Raw genomic sequence first — 19795 nt, 5'->3', positions numbered from 1 at the left:
TTCAAAATCTATGCGAAAGATTTTTTTGATTTTAGGAATGTGCTTTGCATTACTAGGTAGTGCATACGCGCAGCAAACGGTGACAGGAACAGTTACCGGTGACGATGGCCTCGGGATTCCCGGAGTCTCAGTAGTTCAGCAGGGAACAGGTAATGGAACCAGTACCGATATTGATGGTCATTATACCATTAGTGTTCCGGGAGATGCTGTTTTAATATTTTCTTTTGTTGGAATGAAAACAATAGAAGAAGCAGTAAACAACAGATCTTCCATTGATATTACTTTGGTTACAGATGCTGTAGGCCTCGATGAGGTAGTAGTAACTGCACTAGGTATTCAGCGCGATAAAAAGTCGCTTGGATATGCAATGCAGGAAATTGGCGGAACAGAACTTGTTGACGCCCGGGAGCCGAACCTGGCAAATACCCTGTCGGGAAAAGTTTCAGGATTGCAGGTTGTAAGAGGAGCAGGTGGACCAGCCGGATCTTCAAAAATTATTCTCCGTGGTAATAACTCGTTAACCGGAAGTAACCAGCCTCTGGTAGTTGTTGATGGAATGCCTATCGATAACTTTACTGATGGTGCACAGGTTGACATGTGGGGATCTGGTGCCGGTAGAGACTTTGGTAGTGGTATCGGAGATCTTAACCCAGATGATATTGAATCAATGTCAGTTCTTAAAGGAGCATCGGCAGCAGCACTTTATGGTTCGCGCGCAGGTAATGGTGTAATTCTGATTGTTACCAAAAAAGGACGTAAAACAAAAGGTGCCGGTATTACAATTAACTCGAGGGTAGGATTTGAATCACTTTTAACTCAACCCGACATTCAGGATGTTTTTGGACAAGGTTCGTACGGAACATACGACAGGTTGTCTCGACAGTCGTGGGGACCAAAAGCAGAAGGACAAATGGTGGAAGATTGGCAAGGAAACCAGTCGCCTTTGCAAACTTACGATAATCTGGATAACTTCTTAAGAACAGGTATCGTATCCAATCAGAACGTTTCCTACTCGCAAATGATCAACAAAACAAATATTTTTGCTTCTTTAACCCGTTATGATAACCGAAGCGTGATTCCGGAAACACACATTGACAGAAGTACCTTTACAATGCGTGCAACAAGTTTGTTTGGCGAAAACGAAAGATGGAAATTTGACAGCAAAGCAACATTTATAAAATCGAATGCTGAAAACAGACCATTAGCAGGTATCGCTGCTCAAAACAACTCTTTTTATACCATGTACACCTTGCCGGTATCGATTGATATTAGAGACTTTAATCCATCGATTGATGAGGACGGCAACCAGATTTGGTGGGATGATGCCAGTACTCCGCAAGGAAACCCATGGTGGAATTTGCAATACGGTAAAAACAACGATACAAGAGATCGTTTGATTGGTTTTATGTCGTTGGCATATGATTTTACAGATTGGTTAAATGCTGAAATAAAAGGAGGTACAGACTATTATACCACCAAAAAGGAAGAAAAGATCCATACCGGAGGTATTGTTCGCCCATCTGGTGTTTACTCAAAGAATATCGACGAAGCATTTGAAAATAATTTCAGCTTCCTTATTAAAGCCCAGAAAGACCAACTTGTTGACCGTTTGGGTGGATTTCTTACGCTTGGCGGAAACATGATGCATCAAAAAAGTAACGGAATGGGAGGAAATTCAGGCGACCTGGTTGTTCCCAACCTGTTTAGTCTTAATAATGGTGTAGATAAACCTTCTGTATCGCAAAGGTATTCAGAGAAAAAGATAAATTCGTTATACGGTGCCGTACAATTAAGTTGGGATGGCTACGTGTTTGTTGATGCAACATTGCGTAACGATTGGTCATCAACCATGCATAAAGATAATCGATCATTTCTTTATCCATCTGTAAGCGTATCGGGTATTATTACCGACATGATTACTCAAAATGGAGGATCGGTTCCGGAATGGCTAACTTTTGCAAAAATCAGAGGTTCTTATGCAGAAGTGGGTAACGATTTGCCTCCTTACCAGTTGTATAACACTTACAGCATTGGTAAGTCAAATTCTCCACATGATCAAACTACTGCTGCTCCGGGAAGTATTTTATACGATCCGTCAGTGGTTAATGAGCTGATAAAATCTTACGAAGCAGGTATTGACTTGCGATTTGTTGACAATCGCCTGGGCTTAGACTTCACATGGTATAAAACAAATGCCACCAACCAATTGATTAACCTTCCTATGGATTCATTCAGTGGATACCAATCCAGGAAGATTAATGCAGGTAACATTCAGAATAAAGGTATTGAAATCATGTTGACAGCTGACATTTTCAGACAGAAAGGTGGTTTTAACTGGACTGTTAATGCGAATATGTCGAAAAATGAGAACAAAATTCTTGAATTGGCAGATGGTGTTGAAGAATACAGCCTGGGAACCGTTGATGACCTGAAAATTGTAGCTATGGTTGGAGGAAATTATGGTGAAATGTATGGCAAGAAAATGGTACGTGTTGATGATGAAGCCAGTCAGTACTACGGAATGGTAGTGGTTGATGAAAGTGGTTTGCCTTTAAAAGGATCTGATTGGGAATATTTGGGTAATCAGCAACCAGACTGGATGTTGGGTATAACCAATATGTTCTCGTACCGGAATGTAAACCTAAGTGTTCTTCTCGATATGAAGTTTGGAGGAAAAATATTCTCTGGTACCACCGCTTTTACACATAGTAGAGGTACAGCAGCTGCGACAGTTGTGAATGGAGAACGTGAAGATTTTGTTGTAGAAGGAGTTGTTCAAAACGAAGATGGTTCTTATGCTGTTAACGATGTGGCTGTTTCGCCGCAAGATTATTGGGGGCGTGTATCGGCAACCGGAAACCTTGGGATTACAGATGAGTTTACATATGATGCATCAAGCATTCGAATTCGAAATATAAAACTGGGTTACACTCTTCCTTCACGTTGGTTTAGTAATATTCCTATTAATGGTGCTGATATTTCTGTTATTGGAAATAATATTTGGTTGATTCATAGTGATACTCCTGGTATTGATCCGGAATCAGTTATCGGTGTTGGTACTAATGCAATTGGTATGGAGATGGGATCTCCTCCAACTATGAAGTCTTATACATTTAACGTATCACTTAAATTTTAATAGGGAGGGCGAAAAATGAAAAATATTAAAATTATACAGATAATAGTCACACTTGTGACAATAGTGTTCTTCACTAATTGTAACGATTTTGAAGAAATAAATACCAGCCCAACGGCTGTAGGACCAGATAAAGTTCAAATAGAATACTTAATCAATAATTCAATAATCAAAGCGCAGCAAAATCCGCACATTGCAGAGCGTATGTTTATTCTGAACTGGAAAGCTGCGGCACACTACGAAACAGGTGGTTATGCAATAACTGGTAGTGATATTAACGGTTGGTCGGAAGATTATTGGAAAGATTATGTGGGCAGCTGGATTAACCTGGCTCAACAGGCAATTACTCTGGGTACCGAATCAATGGAAAATGGAACTGCTTATTCGTATACCAGTAACCTGGTTCAAATTGCACGTATTTGGAGAGCTTATTTGATTAGCGAGGTGAGTGATAACTTTGGTCCAAACCCATCTATTAATGCATTTCAAGGTGAAAATCCTGACTCGTATAGTTTGCAGGAAATTTACCATTTTATAATTGAAGAACTTGAAGATGCTCAAAGTAAATTAGATGTAGGTGTTGATATGTCGAGCGTTGCAAAGTACGATTATATGATGAATTTTGATGTGGTAAACTGGAAGCAGTACACCAACTCTTTACGTTTAAGATTTGCCATGCGTTTATCAGAAGCAGAACCATCGTATGCTAAAACTGCCTTTGAAAAAGCAGTAAGTGATGCCGGAGGTATAAGTGGCTTTGTAAGCACATTAGAAAGTATGCCAACTGTGCCTGAAGATGGAGGATGGAAAGACTTAACTCGTGTGATGTCTCGCCCATGGAACCGACAGTTCTTAACCGCTACTATGTCGAATATTACGTTCGGTTTAGGAGGTGTTCCTTCTCGTGATCTTGCAACTGTTTCAGGAACATCGGTATACAATCTAAGCCCTGAAATATTTGATGAACGCGAAAAGTCGGTGCACGACTATTTAGGACTTTATATGCCAGATAATATTGCCACCGCAGTTAATAATCCGGCAAAAGGGCATTTCTTCGATGGAATTCCTGATAAAATTGATCCTCGTATTCTGAAAATGTTTGCTATTCCCGGATACGACGATGGTACCGTAATGTTCAGATATGATGCTTCGGGAGATTCATATAATGTAAAAACCTGGAATGCCGAAGGCGATACTGCAAGTTTTAGCACACGTTACAGTTTTAATGCTTTTACAAATGGTGACGTAGGAGAGAAAGGATCAAGAACTGATTATTTGTATTGGTCTTATAATCAGCCGCACATTTCAAATGTTTACCATGTTGGACCGACTGAGCGTGTTTGGTTCGGACCATGGGAAACGTATTTTCTTCTAGCTGAAGCTGCTTCGTATGGATGGAGTGCAGCTGGAACAGCGAAGGAACATTATGAAAATGGTGTGCGAATAAGTTTTGACTATCATGGGTTATCACAATTTGCTGATGATTATCTGGCTTCAACAGCCTTTAGTAGGGCCGGAACATCTGTAAATTTTGATCATACCGATGAGGCAACTAGTTATACGATTAATAATTATGATCCGTATAATGAAATTGCAGGAACCGTAACTTACGAATATCCGGAGAATTTTGGATCGGCAACTAATAACGATGTTTTAACAAAAATTATTACACAAAAGTATATTGCCAATTGCCCATGGCAGCCGCTTGAAGCCTGGAATGACCATAGAAGGTTAGGATTACCTTTCTTTGTGAATCCGGCTGCAGAGAATATTCTCCCGAATTTACCTGGAGCAACTCCAACTGGTGTGCTTGTTAGCAAACAAGAGTTTTTTCCGCAACGATTACGTTATCCAATTTCACTACAGAATACTAACCCTGACAGTTATAATCAGGCATTGCAATTCTTAGGTGGTGAGGATTTGGTAACTACTCCGCTATGGTGGGCAAAACAGTAACACTGTTTTAATCCGATTAAATTAAATAGTTTGGTTAGGTTAAACCGTCGTTCATTTAGTTGAACGGCGGTTTTTTTTTGTTTAACGATTAAGGGTATTTCTGTCGTTGGTTGTCTGGAACAAAACAAAGGTTAGTTTTTATCATAGATAAAGCGTTTGATTAGTGAACCGCCGGTAAATGGATCGGCGGTTTTTCAATTGGAACGAAATTTGCAGGAAACAATCGAACAACAGAAAACAGTTCAATCCTATTGCAAAGAGTAATAGAGTGAGTAAAAAAGAAAGGGCAGTAATTACTGCCCTTTCGAATGTATTGAGGTTCTGTTTTAAACATCAAGCTGCCCTTCGGCGTTGGCATTCGTCAGGTTTCTTACTTTGGTAGTTCCGCCGCCTGCCAAAGTAAGCTCAACCGGCTTATTGGTTTTCCAGGCTCCGCGTGTAAAATCGGGCACTTCAATAGGTGCCGATCCGTTGGCGATCGACCACTCGCTTAGCGGAGTTATTGAACTCCACGCTGCCGCATCATAAACATCCATATCTACCGGAAGGCCGTTGCGCAAACAATCAATCAGGCGCCAGTCCATAATAAAATCCATTCCGCCGTGGCCGCCAACTTGTTTGGCCATTTCGCCAACACGTTTTATAATTTCCGGTTCGTATTTTTCACGAAGTTCTTTCATGCCAGCTTCATCAACCACATCGTGCCCTAAAGCAATGTGTTGAAGTGGCCATTTTTGGGCAAAACATTTTGTTCCACTCAACATATGAATACGCGAGTAGGGGCGTGGCGAAGAAACATCGTGCTGAATAAGAATAGTGCGACCTTTATTGGTGCGAATCATTTGCATATCCATGTTGCCGCGCATGTCCATTCCTATAAATTTTTCGAAAAACGGATCTTCCTTGGCTTTCTCTTCAATGCGGTTTTTCAGCGTAAAATCATCAGAGATCATCGCTGTCAGGTAATCCATTTTGTCGCCACGGTTAATGTTCATCGCCTGGCATATTGGTCCCAGTCCATGAGTTGGGTAAACATTTGCCTGACGCTGGTTTTCATATAAACGCCACATTTTGGTGTAGGCTCCGTCAGTCATCTTTTCATCTTGTGGCTTGTTAAAATGCCAGTAATCCAAATCATGGATATAAGCACCTTCACCATGAATCAAATCGCCAAAAACACCCTGGCGAACCATGTTTAGTGTAAGTAATTCAAAAAAGTCGTAACAGCAGTTTTCCAGAATCACACAGTGTTTTTTTGTACGCTCCGAAGTTTCCACCATTTGCCAGCACTCGTCCATGGTTTTGGCAGCCGATACTTCAAGCGCCGCATGTGCACCGCCTTCCATAGCTGCCAGGCCAACAGGTACGTGCCATTCCCACGGAGTGGCGGTGTAAACGAGGTCGCAAAGGCCACTGTCGCAAAGTTTTTTAAATTCGTTTTCGTCGCCAACAAACTCTTTGGCTTTTGGTAAGCCGGCGTCGCTAAGTATTTTCTGAGCGCCATCAACAGCAGCCTGGCGAATATCGCACAAAGCTGTTATTTCAACGCCCTCAATATAGGTCATTCGTTTTACGGCACCTGAGCCGCGATCGCCAATACCCACAAATCCAACACGCACTTTATCGAGTTTTGGTGCGGCATAACCACACATATTAAACTGTTGCGGATTGTTGTTTACGGCTGCATCTTTTATAAACTGCATGGCCGATGGCTCTGCCTGTGGCTGACTGCATGATGTTAGCCCACCGGCTGCAATTCCTGCTCCAACTGCACCGGTTACTTTAAAGAAATCTCTGCGGTTTGTTTTCATTTTAGTTTCGACTTGTATATTAGTTTTGAAAAAATTACTAAAGATGTTTAAAAGAAAATAAAAATATAATAAAAGACAAGAAGAACAATCAGAAAGGTGAGGCGATTATAAAATCATTCCTTTTTTACTTATATTCGACAACGTATTTCTGTACCAGATCAAAAATATGTTTTATTTGAATTACTCGCTTAGTCTAACTAAAATCAATTAACATGAAACGTTTTCTGTTTTTATGCGCATTCTTAACTGCTTTATTAGTGTCGGAGGCGCAGGAAAGTGTAACCAAACAGGGTTGGAATTTTGGGGCATTGCCGGCCATTACTTTCGATACCGACCTTGGATTTCAGTACGGAGGGTTGGTAAATCTTTACCATTATGGCGACGGAAGTCGCTACCCCAAGTACGAACACAGCATTTATCTAGAAGTGTCGCGATTTACAAAAGGAAGCGGGATTAACCGTTTTAATTACGATTCGGATAAACTGATTCCCGGACTGCAAACATCGGTTGATATTAGTTACCTGAGCGACCGCGCCTACGATTTTTATGGCTTTAACGGTTACGATGCCGTTGTAAACAAAGACTGGTACGATGATGAAGCAGCGGATTACAGAACCCGGATGTTTTACAAATACGACCGTAAATTATTTCGTTTTAAAGTTGATTTGCGCGGAGATTTGGCCGGAGAAAAGTTTGACTGGGTTGGAGGTTTTAACCTCCTGAATTTTAAACTTGGCTACGTTGATATTGAAAAGCTGAATAAAAATAAAGACGATGATTTGTTGCCTACTCACAGCGCACAACCCGGATTGTATGAGATTTACCGGGATTGGGGAATTATTTCGGATGAAGATGCCGACGGTGGTTTTGTGCCAACGGTAAAAGCCGGTATTGTTTATGATACCCGCGATAATATACCTAACCCGATGAAAGGAATGTGGACCGAAGCCGTTTTACTGGCTTCACCCGAGTTTTTGGGAGGAGAGCATAGTTTTACTAAATTATCGCTTATTCACCGCCAGTATTTTACGATCATTCCTGATGATCTTTCTTTTGCTTACCGGCTGGCTTACCAGACAACGCTTACCGGAGATGTGCCTTTTTACTACCAAACACAATTGATCACTTCGGTAATGAAAAGTTCCACTTCCGAGGGATTGGGAGGCGCCAATTCATTACGCGGAATATTACGAAACCGGGTTGTTGGCGATGCTGTATTTTTAGGAAATGTTGAGGCGCGCTGGAAATTTGCTCGTTTTCAGTTTATGAACAATAACTTTTATATGGGCCTAAATGCTTTTGCTGATTTTGGCCGTGTTACCAATAAAATTGATGTTGATAAGAGTAACATTATTGTTCCGGCCATTTATCCGAGTCCTTTGGATAGTTATTTCGATAACGGTGCCGAAGCCATGCACTATTCATTTGGTTTAGGTCTGCGTGCGGCAATGAACGAAAACTTTATTATTCGTTGCGATTACGGTATGGCTGCTGATGAACGAGATGGCGATTCGGGCATTTACATCGGCTTGAACTATTTATTTTAATCGTTTCTGCAGGTTTTCATTTTGCTGCTGAAAGGTGGTCTTTTATCTCAACGACAAAAAGCCGCATCTCAACGAAAAAATTCTTTTGCACGGTTAAAGTCCTGTAATTTTGAGTAGGAATTTAAAAACAATCAAAATGAAAACACGTAATGTTCTGCTCATTGCAATAATTACTCTTCTGTTGTCGGGGTGTGTGGTCTACTCGTTTTACCCTTTGTATACCGAAAGTGATCTGTTTGAAAACGATTTGCTGTTGGGCGAGTGGTTTGAAGACGATGATAATGATGTTGTTTTTAGTGGTTCTGACGATTCGTGGAATTTCACCCATCCGTTTGTTGGAGATATAAAAGACAGTATACGCGACAAAAAAAGATACGTTCTTAGCCTTACTTCCACAGAAAATGGCATAGTGAAAGAGTCGAAATTTGCAGTGCACGTGATTAAACTGGCCGATGAATATTTCCTGGATTTTTACATTGAAGATTACGGTGACGACGATAATATAACCTTAGCCGACCTGCACCTGGTGCCGGTACATACTTTTACCAAACTATCCGTTTCCGACGATAAACTCGAAATCCGTTGGTTTGATCCGGAGTGGCTGGAAGATTTGATTAAGGAAAATAAGATTAGAATTCATCATGAAGACAACAGCGATTATATTTTACTCACCGCCAAACCTAAGGAATTGCAAAAATTTGTAAGCAAATATGTGGATTCGGAAGAGGCTTTTGAAGATGGATTAGAAGTAGAGTTGTTTCGGAAAAAATGAACAGCTACTTAAAAATCACACTTGGGCGGCTCATAAAAAACAGGGTGTTACAACATATCCTGTTTTGGTGTTTATCGTTTTTAATACTGATGAATGTGTTAAAAGTGTCGGCCGAAGTTAAACAGATCGACCTAATTTACACGGCTGTTTTCCATCTGCCCATTGTTTGTGTGGTTTACCTGAATTTAAAACTGCTTTTTCCGCTACTTTGGGAGCGAGGTAATTATTTCAGCTACGCTGCCGCTGTAATTGCCGCAGTTGCTTTGGGGGCGGGTTTTTACCTGCTTTTATTCGACAAGCTGATCGATTACATTTTCAAAGGCTATTACTTTATTGCGTACTACAGCTTTTGGGACATTTCGCTGTTCTTTGCCATTTACCTGTTTATCTCCGGTTTATTGCACCTGGCTCGTGGATATTTCCGTGCAGAAGAACTGGAAAAGGAAAAATCGCAGGCCGAGTTAAAAGCTTTGAAATCGCAGATCAACCCGCATTTTCTTTTTAATTCGCTGAACAGTATTTACAGCATGGCCCGAAAAGAAGCGAAAGAAGTGCCTGAAAAGATCGTTCAGCTCAGCGATTTAATGCGTCACATTATTTACGAATCGGATGCAGATTTTATAGCCCTGGAAAAAGAAGTGGAAATGCTGCAAAATTATATCGATATGCAGAACCTTCGGTCAAGTGAAAACAAAATTGTATTCAATACCATTGGCGAGATAAAAGGAAAGAAGATAGCACCCCTGTTGTTTCTCCCTTTTGTGGAGAACAGCTTTAAACACGGAATGAAAGGTGGGGCCGATAATGCTTTTGTAAACATTACTATTGAAGTAGTGGGGAAGGTTCTTCACTTCGAGGTTGAAAACAGTAAAGGACAGGCAAACGATCTGCTCCTGGACAAATACCATGGTATTGGAATCGACAATGTGAAAAAACGCCTGGAAATGATCTATCCCAACCAACACAAGCTGATGATTTCGGACAACGAAGAAACATTTAAAGTACTTTTACAGGTGCAATTGAATTAATTGGGCATGGCTAAAACAAAAACCTTAAACTGTATTATTGTCGACGATGAGCCTTTATCGCAGGATGTGATCTGCGACTTTGTTGAGGCTTGTCCGGAGCTGGAACTTGCGGGCGTTTGTAACGATGCACTGGAAGCCGGTCAGTTGTTAAAAGAGAAACACATTGACTTGCTGTTTTTGGATATAAACATGCCCAAATTAAGCGGAATCGGTTTTGTGAAAAGTTTAAAAGAACCACCGCTGTTTATTTTGGTTACTGCCTATCCCGAATTTGCTTTGGAAGGTTTCGAGGTGGATGCGGTAGATTACCTGCTAAAACCGGTTTCGTTCGAACGGTTCCGAACGGCGGTTAACCGGGCACTCGAACGATTTTCCTCTCGTGCAGAGATCGGCGGGCAACATTTAATGGTACGTGCCAATAAAAAAGATTACCGCTTAAATTTCGGCGAAATAATTTACCTGGAAGCACAGGGCGATTATGTACGTTTTGTTACCGAAACTCAATCGTTGATGGTGCACGGACGGTTTAAGGATTTTATTGCGCAATTGCCAGAAAACCGATTCGCCCGTATTCATAAATCGTATGTGGTTTCGCTTGCTAAAGTGGTTTATTTAGAGGGGAACAGCGTAAAACTCGCCGATGTAAAACTGCCGGTTAGTTTGAGTTTTAAGGATGCTTTTGTAGCGCTGCTTAATGCTTAGGTCATCAAAACCGAAATCCCGGTATTGCAATCACCTTTAATTACGTCTCAATAATCGCTCAATGCATTGCAGGGACTGCACGTTGGATCTCAGAAGCCTCTCATTGGATCTCGAGGACTGCTCGATGGATCTCAGAAACCTCTCAATAAATCTCAAAGACTGCTCGATAGATCTCAAAGACTGCTTGATGGATCTCAGAGATTGCTCGATGCGCATCAGAAGCCTCTCGATGAATATCAGAAACTCCTCGATGCTACGCATAAATGTAAAAAAAGACACAAACCAGAAGGAATGTGTCTTTTTTCGTATTATTGTTTTTTTACCTAGAATTTAAATCCTAAAGTAAACATTACATCATGAGTTAAACCATCAAAACTGGCCGCTTCAGGTACAGGATAGAAACCTGAACTAGGTGCACTGTATGGAAGTTCGTATTCCATCATATCGGTTAAACGATAGGCAAGATCGAAAGTGAAACTGCCAAAACGGTAACCTAAACCGGCTGAATAAACACTCAACTCGTCGTTCGATTTAAATTGATCGTTTCCTAAGGATGTTGACCTGTATGCTGTTGGATAATATTCGTAACCGGCACGCAAACTTAAGTTGTCGGTTGCACGCAATTCGCCACCTACACGGATGTTGCCAACCGATTTATAGGCATCCTTAATCTCCTGGTTTTCGGTAGAGAATCCGTAGCCATCGCCACCTCTTCTGAGTTTTGCCGTTGAATAATCAACATATTCGTAATCAACACTGATCAAACCTTTTTTTGCAATTACAAAAGCTCCGCTAAATGTAGCACGAAGTGGTGTATGCAATTGATAATCGTAATTGTTTAATGGTGAATATCCTGCATCATCAACTACGCCGGCGTCTTCAAAATCATTTCTTGAATACATCGATGTATGGAAGAAATCGTGGATGTCGTAGAAAGTAGGCGAGTGAATAGATGCACCCAGACGAACTTCGTTAACCGGTTTGTATATAATTCCGAATTTAAAGTTGTAACCGGTTCCTGTTGTTCTCAGGTAGCTGTCGAATTGCATGTCAACAAAGTTTGGAATTACGTTCTGGTCATCCCATTCCTCGTAGGTGCTCGATTCGCGGTAATAAATATCGGTTACCCCCAATGTAGCTCCCAAATAAACTTTATGGTTGAAGTTTAATCCAACGGCAAAGTTGTATTCATCTATCGCTCCTTCACGCGAAATGCTTTTGCGTTGCGCTACCGGATGGTTCTGAATATTTTGATCAAACGGATTAATTTGTATATCGCTTCTCCATAATTCAGCATCTTCATCGTAATACATTAAATCGGCACCCGAGTTGTTATCCGAATGGTAATAGGCCAATTCTTCGTAGTAATCGCTCCATCCTGCATTCGGATCTTCTCCATTTGCATTTTCAATCAGGTCGTCCATAAATGAACTTGTAACTCCCGAAGCCCCAATTAGAGAGTTGCTGTTGAAGTCTTTCAGACGATTATAACCAATTCCAAGGTTAACGCTGATCAAACCAACATCGCTGCGCGATGCAGTTGGAATAACTGTTACATAGCTTAAATTATTTAAGGCAACGTTGTATTTGTTATCTTCCATTAAGGTATTCATATAGTTACCTTCCGTATTGCCATAAGTAAATTTTGGCGTAACGGTTAATTCCGACGATCGGTAAACTCCCAAACCGGCAGGATTGATACTGATAGAAGTAAAGTCGCCGCCCAGTGCTCCAAATGCATTACCCATTGCTCCGGCACGTGCTGTTCCGGAAACCTGAATATTGGAATAACGAAGTGCATCGAGCAAGTCTTGTGCCTGCATAAAAAAGGGCATAAATAGAGCCAGTAATAGTATGCTGAAATATTTTTTCATGGCAAATAGTTTTTGTCGTTAATGTTCATTATTACTATCTTCTTCCACCACCTCCACGTGATGAACCACCAGAACTTCCTGATGAACCGCCGCTGCTTCTTGAGCCGCCTGAAGAGCTGCCGCTGCTTCTTACACTACTGCTGCTGCCACTGCTTCGGTAGCTACTGCTGCTACTGCTTCGGGTAGGAGAGCTGCTGTATGTGCTGCTTGATTTGGTAGAAGACGGTGCACGATATGACCGTGAAGAGCTTCCGCTACTGGAACTACGGTTGTAGGTAGATGTTGAACGATACGATCTGTTATAAGTTGACGTCGACTTTGGTGTCGTGTAACTTGAAGATGATCGGTTACTGTTCGAAGTAACTACTCTTGGTTTTGTGTAGTTCGTACGTGCATCACTACTGGGTCGGGTATAGCTTCGGGTTGTTGTTGCCGAACCAGGACGAGTGTAGCTTTGCGTAGCCGATTTTGATGTAGTTGTTGCCGGACGAGTTGTTGCACTCGTTGTTCTTCGTTGTTCGGTAAGAACTCTTGCGTTATTGGTTGCTGACCGGTCGGAAGTAGCCCTGGTTCTGTCTATAGTTCCCGATTTGTTTACAGTGCTTGTTCCGCGTCGGTTGTTACTTGCCGAAACAGCTGCTGCAGATGATGATCTGCGGCTTACATCGCCACGGTAAACATTGGTACCTGTTGAACGGCGTTGGCCATAAGTATAACCTCTTCCGTAATCGTTGTAGTAACCGCCGCCGCCATAATAGCCGCCGCCGTACCAGCCACCATAGTAGCCTCCTCCGTAATATGGTGGGTAATAGCCATAACCCCAGCCATAATATGGGTAATTCCAACCCCAGCCCCAGCCGGAATAGAATCCACCCCAGCCAAGCGACCAGCTAAGCGACCATGAAGGGTAGTACCATGACGAGTAATAATAAGGATCGTAGTAAAACGGATCGTAATAACTCCAACTGTCCCAATAGAACGGATCGTAGAAGGACGGACGGTGGAAACGACGGATACGGTATGCATAATCCAGTTCGTCACCATCGTAATAGTTGTTTATTACGTATTTCATTTCATCGTCGTTGTAGTATACTGTTGTGTCGCTGCCTTCCAGTTCCATTTGGTCCATGTTATAGCGCAACACATCGGCATCTTCTTCCGAGCCTTCGAAAATATAGTTGTTCATGGTATTGGTACCATCTTCACCTTTTTCAATATTGCTGATGATCATGGTGTTGGCCGATTTTTGAACCGGTTGTTCCACAACTTCTTCAACTGCTATTGGTGGAGGAACATCACCCGGATTAAAGTAGATGTCGTCGGAATACGTACCAGACACATATCCTCCCATCGAACAAGCTCCAAGAACGATAGCCAGTAATCCTAAAAATGTTAATCTTGATTTCATAAGGTATCCTCCGTTTATTTAATGTCAATAATAATTACTTTCTTTGTAAGCTCAAAATTTATAGTAGTAAAAACAAAATCTATACCAAATATTAGATTATGGCGAAAGAATTGACCTCGCGTAGCGAGAATTATTCACAATGGTACCAGGATTTGGTGATTAAAGCAGACCTCGCTGAGAATTCGGCAGTTAGGGGTTGTATGGTTATTAAGCCTTATGGCTACGCCATTTGGGAGAAAATGCAGGCCGAGCTCGACCGTATGTTTAAAGAGACCGGACACGTTAATGCTTATTTCCCGCTTTTTATACCAAAATCTTTTTTTAGTAAAGAAGCCGATCACGTTGAGGGCTTTGCAAAAGAGTGTGCAGTAGTTACACACTACCGATTAAAGAACGATGAGGAGAATGGCGGAGTGGTTGTTGACCCGGATGCCAAACTGGAAGAGGAACTGATTGTACGACCGACTTCTGAAACCATAATCTGGAATACATATAAAAACTGGATACAATCGTACCGCGACCTGCCAATTCTGGTTAACCAGTGGGCCAACGTTGTACGTTGGGAAATGCGTACGCGTTTGTTTTTGCGTACTGCCGAGTTTTTGTGGCAGGAAGGTCACACCGCTCACGCAACTAAAGCTGAGGCTATTGAAGAGACTGAAAAGATCATTAACGTATATGCTGATTTTGCTGAGAATTTTATGGCCGTTCCGGTTGTAAAAGGTTTAAAATCGGCCAACGAGCGTTTTGCCGGTGCATTGGAAACGTATTCTATTGAGGCACTGATGCAGGATGGAAAAGCATTGCAGTCAGGAACTTCACACTTCCTGGGGCAGAACTTTGCCAAAGCTTTTGATGTAACTTTTGCCACTAAAGAAGGAAAAGAGGATTACGTGTGGGCGACATCGTGGGGTGTTTCAACCCGTTTGATGGGAGCGTTAATTATGGCGCACTCTGATGACAACGGTTTGGTATTGCCTCCAAAACTGGCGCCATTCCAGGTTGTAATCGTTCCAATTTACCGTAAAGAGGAACAACTGGCTGAAATCACTGAAAAAGTGGATGAGATCATCGCCAAATTAAAAGCAAAAGGTATTACGGTTAAATACGATGATCGCGATACGCGTAAACCGGGATGGAAATTTGCGGAATACGAATTAAAAGGTGTTCCGGTACGTTTGGCAATGGGACCACGCGATTTGGAGAACGGAACAGTGGAAGTTGCCCGTCGTGACAACCTGACAAAGGAAGTTACTTCGATTGACAATATCGACGAGTACGTAGAAAATTTATTGGAAGACATTCAGCAAAATATTTTCAAAAAAGCCTACGATTTCCGTGCTGAAAATACACGCAAAGCTGATACCTGGGAAGAGTTTAAAGAAATATTAACTACAAAAGGTGGTTTTATTTCGGCGCACTGGGATGGAACACCTGAAACCGAGGACCTCATTAAAAACGAAACCAAAGCAACTATTCGTTGTATGCCTTTGGAATACGAAGAGGAAGAAGGAACGTGTATTTACTCGGGCAAACCTTCAAAAAGAAGGGTATTGTTCGCTTTAGCATATTAATGTCATTTCGAATGAAATGAGAATTGAAAATCAGCGGAGCTAAATCTGCTACATTGAAAAAGATTTCTCCTCGCTAGCTCGTCGAAATGACAAGAAAAATATAAAAGCAGCTCAACCGGGCTGCTTTCTTTTTTTTCAGTAATTGTGTACATTTAAAAGTTAATATTTACACGCTATGACTGAAAAAGAAGTTCGGGCTTCGTTCCTTGAAGCACTGGTTATCAAATCAACCGTAAAAGAGCAGGTTTACCAAAACACCCGGTTAACTTTCACCATCCTCAAGAAGGTGTTGAATCAGCTTGAGAAAGACTACCTAAAGGCGGTAAAGGGAAAGGTGCCCGATGTGGCTTTGCCGCAATACAACGACAGGGGGCCGTTTGAGGTGGAGTTTAAAGTGGGCGGCGATTTGCTCATATTTAGTATGCACTCCAATGTTTTCGAGTTCGACGATAAACACCCCGTGTGGAAAACAAAATACATCGAAGAGGATTCGCTACGTTCGTATTGCGGGGTGATCAACATATATAATTTCTTGGCCGATTCGTTTAAATACAACCGCGTGAACGACATTGGATACCTGGTAGCACGCATTTTTATCAACAAAGACAAGCACTTTTTCGTTGAAGGAAAGCGGCAGTCGGACGAGGTGGTGAAAGATTTTGCCATCGATACCATTTCGCCCGGATTTATTCGGCAAATTGTTGAAACTGCCATTCAGTACAGTATTGAGTTTGATGCCTTAATGCCGGTTTACGATCAGGTTAAAGTGGCCACGGTCGATCAGATGCGCCAAAAAATGAGTCATTCTAAAATGGTTACAGGCAAACGTTTGGGATTTACCTTTAATTCGGATGATGTTTAGAGCCGGATTCTGGATACTGGATATTGGATACTGGATGTGAAAAAAGGATGTCATCTTTATTTGCAGTGTATAGAAATATGACATCCCTGAATTACCGGATTCCGGATGCTAATTTGAAAGCTTTGTCAGTTTTTATCCGGTGTAAAAAATATAAATTTGCACATCACGTTGAAAATAGAATATTTTAAAGTCAGATAACAGAATGGAAAAAATAGTAGAACGATTTATCAATTACGCAAAACAATACACCACTTCCGATCCAAAAAGTAAAACTTACCCAAGTACCGATCGTCAACTGGTTTTTATGAAAAAACTGGTTGAGGAGTTGAAAGAAATTGGTTTAAGTGAAGTAGAAATGGACAAATACGGTTACGTAACAGCAACCATTCCGGCAAAGGGGATTAACGACTGCCCGGTGGTTGGCTTTATTTCGCATGTGGATACCAGCCCTGATTTTTCTGGCGAAAGTGTTGAACCACAAATCCTGGAGAATTACGATGGCTGTACCGTTTTTTTAAAAAATAATGTTTGTATCGATCCAAAGCAATTTCCCGAGATTCTTAATTACAAAGGCCAGGATATTATTACAGCCGATGGAACAACACTGTTGGGTGCCGACGATAAAGCAGGAGTAGCGGAAATTGTTACCGCTGCCGAGCAGTTGTTAAATTCGCCGGATTTAAAGCACGGAAAAATCCGAATTGCTTTTACTCCCGACGAGGAGATTGGTAAAGGAACCGACTTTTTTGATGTGAAGAAATTCGGGGCCGATTTTGCCTACACGCTCGATGGCGGCGAAATTGGCGAGCTGGAGTATGAAAACTTTAATGCCGCCGGAGCTACTATTAAGATTAAAGGATTAAGTGTACACCCCGGATCGGCCAAAGATAAAATGATAAACGCCCTGTTGGTGGCGCATAAACTGGTTGCTATACTGCCTCCAACACAACGCCCGGAGCATACCGAGAAATACGAGGGATTTTTCCACCTGTTATCGATGAATGGTGGAGTTGAAGAAGCTGAATTACAATATATCATCCGCGACCACGACAAAACCAAATTCGAAGACAAAAAACGACTGCTAACCGACGTTGTTAAGCTGATAAATTCGGAATACGACAAAGATATTGTGGAGCTGAAAATGAAAGATCAGTACTACAACATGCGCGAAAAGGTGGAGCCGGTAAAATACATAATCGATATTGCCGAAAAGGCGATGATTGATGCCGGTGTGGAACCTAAAATAAAAGCCATTCGCGGTGGTACCGATGGCGCACGACTTTCATACGAAGGACTGCCTTGCCCGAATATTTTTGCCGGTGGGCATAATTTCCATGGGCCATTCGAGTTTGTGCCCATTCCGTCGATGTTAAAATCGGTTGAGGTGATTCTGAACATTGCGCAGGCGGTTGGAAAAGTGAAAAAGTAGATCCTTGTCATTTCGACGAAGAATGAGGAGAAATCTGTTTTTTTGGAAAAGATTTCTCAGTCGTTTCTCCTTCGAAATGACAGCTTTTATGTCGATAAAAATTTCAACAGGAGAGAACCAGAATAAACAAGCAGTCCATGTTCGATCAATTCATCATCAATAGTAAGAGAAAGCAGCTGATAAAGCCCGGGCAAAAAATATTGCTGGCTATTAGCGGTGGGATCGACAGCATGGTACTGCTGCATTTATTCGAGCGCTCGGAATTTGAATATGGCATTGCCCATTGCAATTTCAGGTTGCGTGGTGATGAATCGGATGGCGACGAGGCTTTTGTGCGCGAGCAGGTTGAACAACACGGAACTGCTGCTCATTTTGAAACGTTCGACACCATCGAATACGCATCGCTAAAAGGTATTTCGATTGAAATGGCGGCGCGCGAGTTACGCTATGGGTTTTTCGAGCGCATCCGCAAAGAGTTTGAATACGACTGTATTGTAACAGCTCATCACCAGGACGACCTTATCGAGACTTTCTTTTTAAACCTGTCAAGGAAAACCGGCATAAAAGGGCTTACAGGTATAAAAGAGAAAAAGGGAAAACTGATACGTCCGTTGCTGTTCGCCAGTCGCGAAGACATTGAAAGATACGCTGCTGAAAATTCTATTTCCTATCGTGAAGATTCATCGAATAACGAAGTAGTTTTCCAACGAAACTTTTTGCGGCATAAAATTCTTCCTTTGTTTTCGGAGCTAAATCCGGCTTTTAAAAAGAACTTCATGGCCAGTGTCGACAATCTGAAAGTGGCATACGATGTATATAAAGATGCTGTTGATGATGAAATCCAGGCAGTGTTGACCAAAGAAAAAGAGCAGTCGGTGATTTCAATTCCGGCATTGCAAAACGCGTCGCATCCAAAGATTGTTTTGCTGGAGATACTATCGGGTTATGGTTTTAACGCCAGTGTTGTTGATGCGGTTTTTCAAAGCCTGGAAACACATTCAGGAAAACAGTTCTTCTCGAAAACACACCGGCTGGTGAAAGACCGCGATGCTTTGTTTATCCAGGAACTCACAAATGATGAAGATCGTGTGTATTACATCGAAGAGGACGACATGGAGTTATTTGCCCCTTTCAATATTTCTATCGAGCGTTTGGATGCCAATGACTTTTCGATTATTAAAGATCCAACTATTGCCTGCATCGATCTGGATGAGGTACAATTTCCGTTGTTAATGCGAAAATGGCAACAAGGCGATTATTTCCAGCCGTTAGGCATGACCGGATTTAAAAAGATAAGCGATTTTTTTATCGACCGCAAAATGCCATTGCACGAAAAGGAAAATACCTGGCTGTTGTGCAGCGGTAAAAATATCGTTTGGATTATGGGCCATCGATTGGACAACCGTTTTAAAGTAACACCATCAACAAAACAGGTCCTAAAAATTGTAATGGGGTAGAAGCCCGGCATCGGAATTCAGTATCCAATCCCCAATAGGCAATAGGCAATCTCCATTGAGCAATTGGCAGAAACCAGCATTTAGAATCTAGCATCCGGTAACCAGCATCTAGCATCCAATCCCTGAGGGGCACAAAGCACGCCCCTGTTTTTACAAAGCCATTCCCAAGGGGCACGGAACAATCCCCAAGGGGCATAGGATGTGCCCCATGTTTCGCATAAAGATCCCCAAGGGGCATAAAG

At 41.8% G+C, this 19795-nt stretch carries 13 protein-coding genes; 10 read left to right on the top strand and 3 right to left on the bottom strand.

Going from position 1 to position 19795, the window contains the following annotated elements; genetic code table 11:
* The first annotated feature begins 10 nt into the window (after positions 1-10).
* Both G4420_RS21065 and G4420_RS21060 read left to right on the top strand, forming a co-directional pair.
* A complete protein-coding gene (locus G4420_RS21065) occupies positions 11-3136 on the top strand; it encodes a SusC/RagA family TonB-linked outer membrane protein (RefSeq protein WP_163325927.1) in 3126 nt (1041 codons plus the stop codon).
* Positions 3137-3151: 15 nt separating this feature from the next.
* On the top strand, positions 3152-5089 hold the full coding sequence (locus G4420_RS21060) for a SusD/RagB family nutrient-binding outer membrane lipoprotein (protein WP_163325926.1): 1938 nt from the start codon (positions 3152-3154) through the stop codon (positions 5087-5089).
* A gap of 326 nt (positions 5090-5415) precedes the next feature.
* On the opposite strand, the gene G4420_RS21055 is transcribed toward G4420_RS21060, so the two are convergent.
* On the bottom strand, positions 5416-6900 hold the full coding sequence (locus G4420_RS21055; protein ID WP_163325925.1) for a Gfo/Idh/MocA family protein: 1485 nt from the start codon (positions 6898-6900) through the stop codon (positions 5416-5418).
* Between the two features lie 212 nt (positions 6901-7112).
* On the opposite strand from G4420_RS21055, the gene omp85 reads away from it, so the two are divergent.
* The 4 genes from omp85 to G4420_RS21035 all read left to right on the top strand — a co-directional run bounded on the left by omp85 (position 7113) and on the right by G4420_RS21035 (position 10949).
* The gene (gene omp85, locus G4420_RS21050) at positions 7113-8447 is read left to right on the top strand and encodes an Omp85 family outer membrane protein (RefSeq protein WP_163325924.1); all 1335 of its coding nucleotides are present in this window, start codon (positions 7113-7115) and stop codon (positions 8445-8447) included.
* Between the two features lie 136 nt (positions 8448-8583).
* Positions 8584-9219 (top strand): hypothetical protein, encoded by a 636-nt coding sequence (locus G4420_RS21045; protein ID WP_163325923.1) that lies wholly within the window; start codon positions 8584-8586, stop codon positions 9217-9219.
* A complete protein-coding gene (locus tag G4420_RS21040; protein WP_163325922.1) occupies positions 9216-10247 on the top strand; it encodes a sensor histidine kinase in 1032 nt (343 codons plus the stop codon). Before G4420_RS21045 ends, G4420_RS21040 begins: the two co-directional genes overlap by 4 nt.
* A gap of 6 nt (positions 10248-10253) precedes the next feature.
* Positions 10254-10949 carry a LytR/AlgR family response regulator transcription factor gene (locus tag G4420_RS21035; RefSeq protein WP_163325921.1) on the top strand — a complete coding sequence of 232 codons (696 nt, stop codon included), beginning with the start codon at positions 10254-10256 and terminating at the stop codon, positions 10947-10949.
* A 323-nt stretch (positions 10950-11272) separates the two neighbouring features.
* On the opposite strand, the gene G4420_RS21030 is transcribed toward G4420_RS21035, so the two are convergent.
* Both G4420_RS21030 and G4420_RS21025 read right to left on the bottom strand, forming a co-directional pair.
* Positions 11273-12823 (bottom strand): OmpP1/FadL family transporter, encoded by a 1551-nt coding sequence (locus G4420_RS21030; protein WP_163325920.1) that lies wholly within the window; start codon positions 12821-12823, stop codon positions 11273-11275.
* 34 nt (positions 12824-12857) lie between these two features.
* Complete coding sequence (locus G4420_RS21025; protein ID WP_163325919.1) at positions 12858-14231, bottom strand: hypothetical protein; 1374 nt, start codon at positions 14229-14231, stop codon at positions 12858-12860.
* A 98-nt stretch (positions 14232-14329) separates the two neighbouring features.
* Here G4420_RS21025 and proS point away from each other — a divergent pair, with 98 nt between their 5' ends.
* The 4 genes from proS (at position 14330) to tilS (ending at position 19553) form a co-directional block, all read left to right on the top strand.
* Entirely contained in the window at positions 14330-15805 is a 1476-nt protein-coding gene (gene proS / locus G4420_RS21020; RefSeq protein ID WP_163325918.1) for a proline--tRNA ligase, read from the top strand.
* Positions 15806-15980: 175 nt separating this feature from the next.
* The gene (locus tag G4420_RS21015; protein WP_163325917.1) at positions 15981-16667 is read left to right on the top strand and encodes a hypothetical protein; all 687 of its coding nucleotides are present in this window, start codon (positions 15981-15983) and stop codon (positions 16665-16667) included.
* Between the two features lie 202 nt (positions 16668-16869).
* Positions 16870-18096: a peptidase T gene (gene pepT / locus G4420_RS21010; protein ID WP_163325916.1), complete on the top strand. Its 1227-nt coding sequence runs from the start codon at positions 16870-16872 to the stop codon at positions 18094-18096.
* A gap of 137 nt (positions 18097-18233) precedes the next feature.
* Complete coding sequence (gene tilS, locus G4420_RS21005) at positions 18234-19553, top strand: tRNA lysidine(34) synthetase TilS (protein ID WP_163325915.1); 1320 nt, start codon at positions 18234-18236, stop codon at positions 19551-19553.
* Positions 19554-19795: the final 242 nt, after the last annotated feature.

This window comes from Draconibacterium mangrovi, assembly GCF_010586825.1.
Classification (GTDB): Bacteria; Bacteroidota; Bacteroidia; order Bacteroidales; family Prolixibacteraceae; genus Draconibacterium; species Draconibacterium mangrovi.
Note: the sequence above shows the minus strand (reverse complement) of the source record. Positions and strands in the feature narration are given on the sequence as shown.

Bases quoted from the DNA above. Each gene is read 5' to 3' on its own strand.
- tilS (WP_163325915.1), top strand. From the start codon at position 18,234: ATGTTCGATCAATTCATCATCAATAGTAAGAGAAAGCAGCTGATAAAG.
- G4420_RS21060 (WP_163325926.1), top strand. From the start codon at position 3,152: ATGAAAAATATTAAAATTATACAGATAATAGTCACACTTGTGACAATA.
- G4420_RS21040 (WP_163325922.1), top strand. From the start codon at position 9,216: ATGAACAGCTACTTAAAAATCACACTTGGGCGGCTCATAAAAAACAGG.
- G4420_RS21015 (WP_163325917.1), top strand. From the start codon at position 15,981: ATGACTGAAAAAGAAGTTCGGGCTTCGTTCCTTGAAGCACTGGTTATC.
- G4420_RS21055 (WP_163325925.1), bottom strand. From the start codon at position 6,900: ATGAAAACAAACCGCAGAGATTTCTTTAAAGTAACCGGTGCAGTTGGA.
- omp85 (WP_163325924.1), top strand. From the start codon at position 7,113: ATGAAACGTTTTCTGTTTTTATGCGCATTCTTAACTGCTTTATTAGTG.
- G4420_RS21065 (WP_163325927.1), top strand. From the start codon at position 11: ATGCGAAAGATTTTTTTGATTTTAGGAATGTGCTTTGCATTACTAGGT.
- G4420_RS21045 (WP_163325923.1), top strand. From the start codon at position 8,584: ATGAAAACACGTAATGTTCTGCTCATTGCAATAATTACTCTTCTGTTG.
- G4420_RS21035 (WP_163325921.1), top strand. From the start codon at position 10,254: ATGGCTAAAACAAAAACCTTAAACTGTATTATTGTCGACGATGAGCCT.
- G4420_RS21030 (WP_163325920.1), bottom strand. From the start codon at position 12,823: ATGAAAAAATATTTCAGCATACTATTACTGGCTCTATTTATGCCCTTT.
- pepT (WP_163325916.1), top strand. From the start codon at position 16,870: ATGGAAAAAATAGTAGAACGATTTATCAATTACGCAAAACAATACACC.
- proS (WP_163325918.1), top strand. From the start codon at position 14,330: ATGGCGAAAGAATTGACCTCGCGTAGCGAGAATTATTCACAATGGTAC.
- G4420_RS21025 (WP_163325919.1), bottom strand. From the start codon at position 14,231: ATGAAATCAAGATTAACATTTTTAGGATTACTGGCTATCGTTCTTGGA.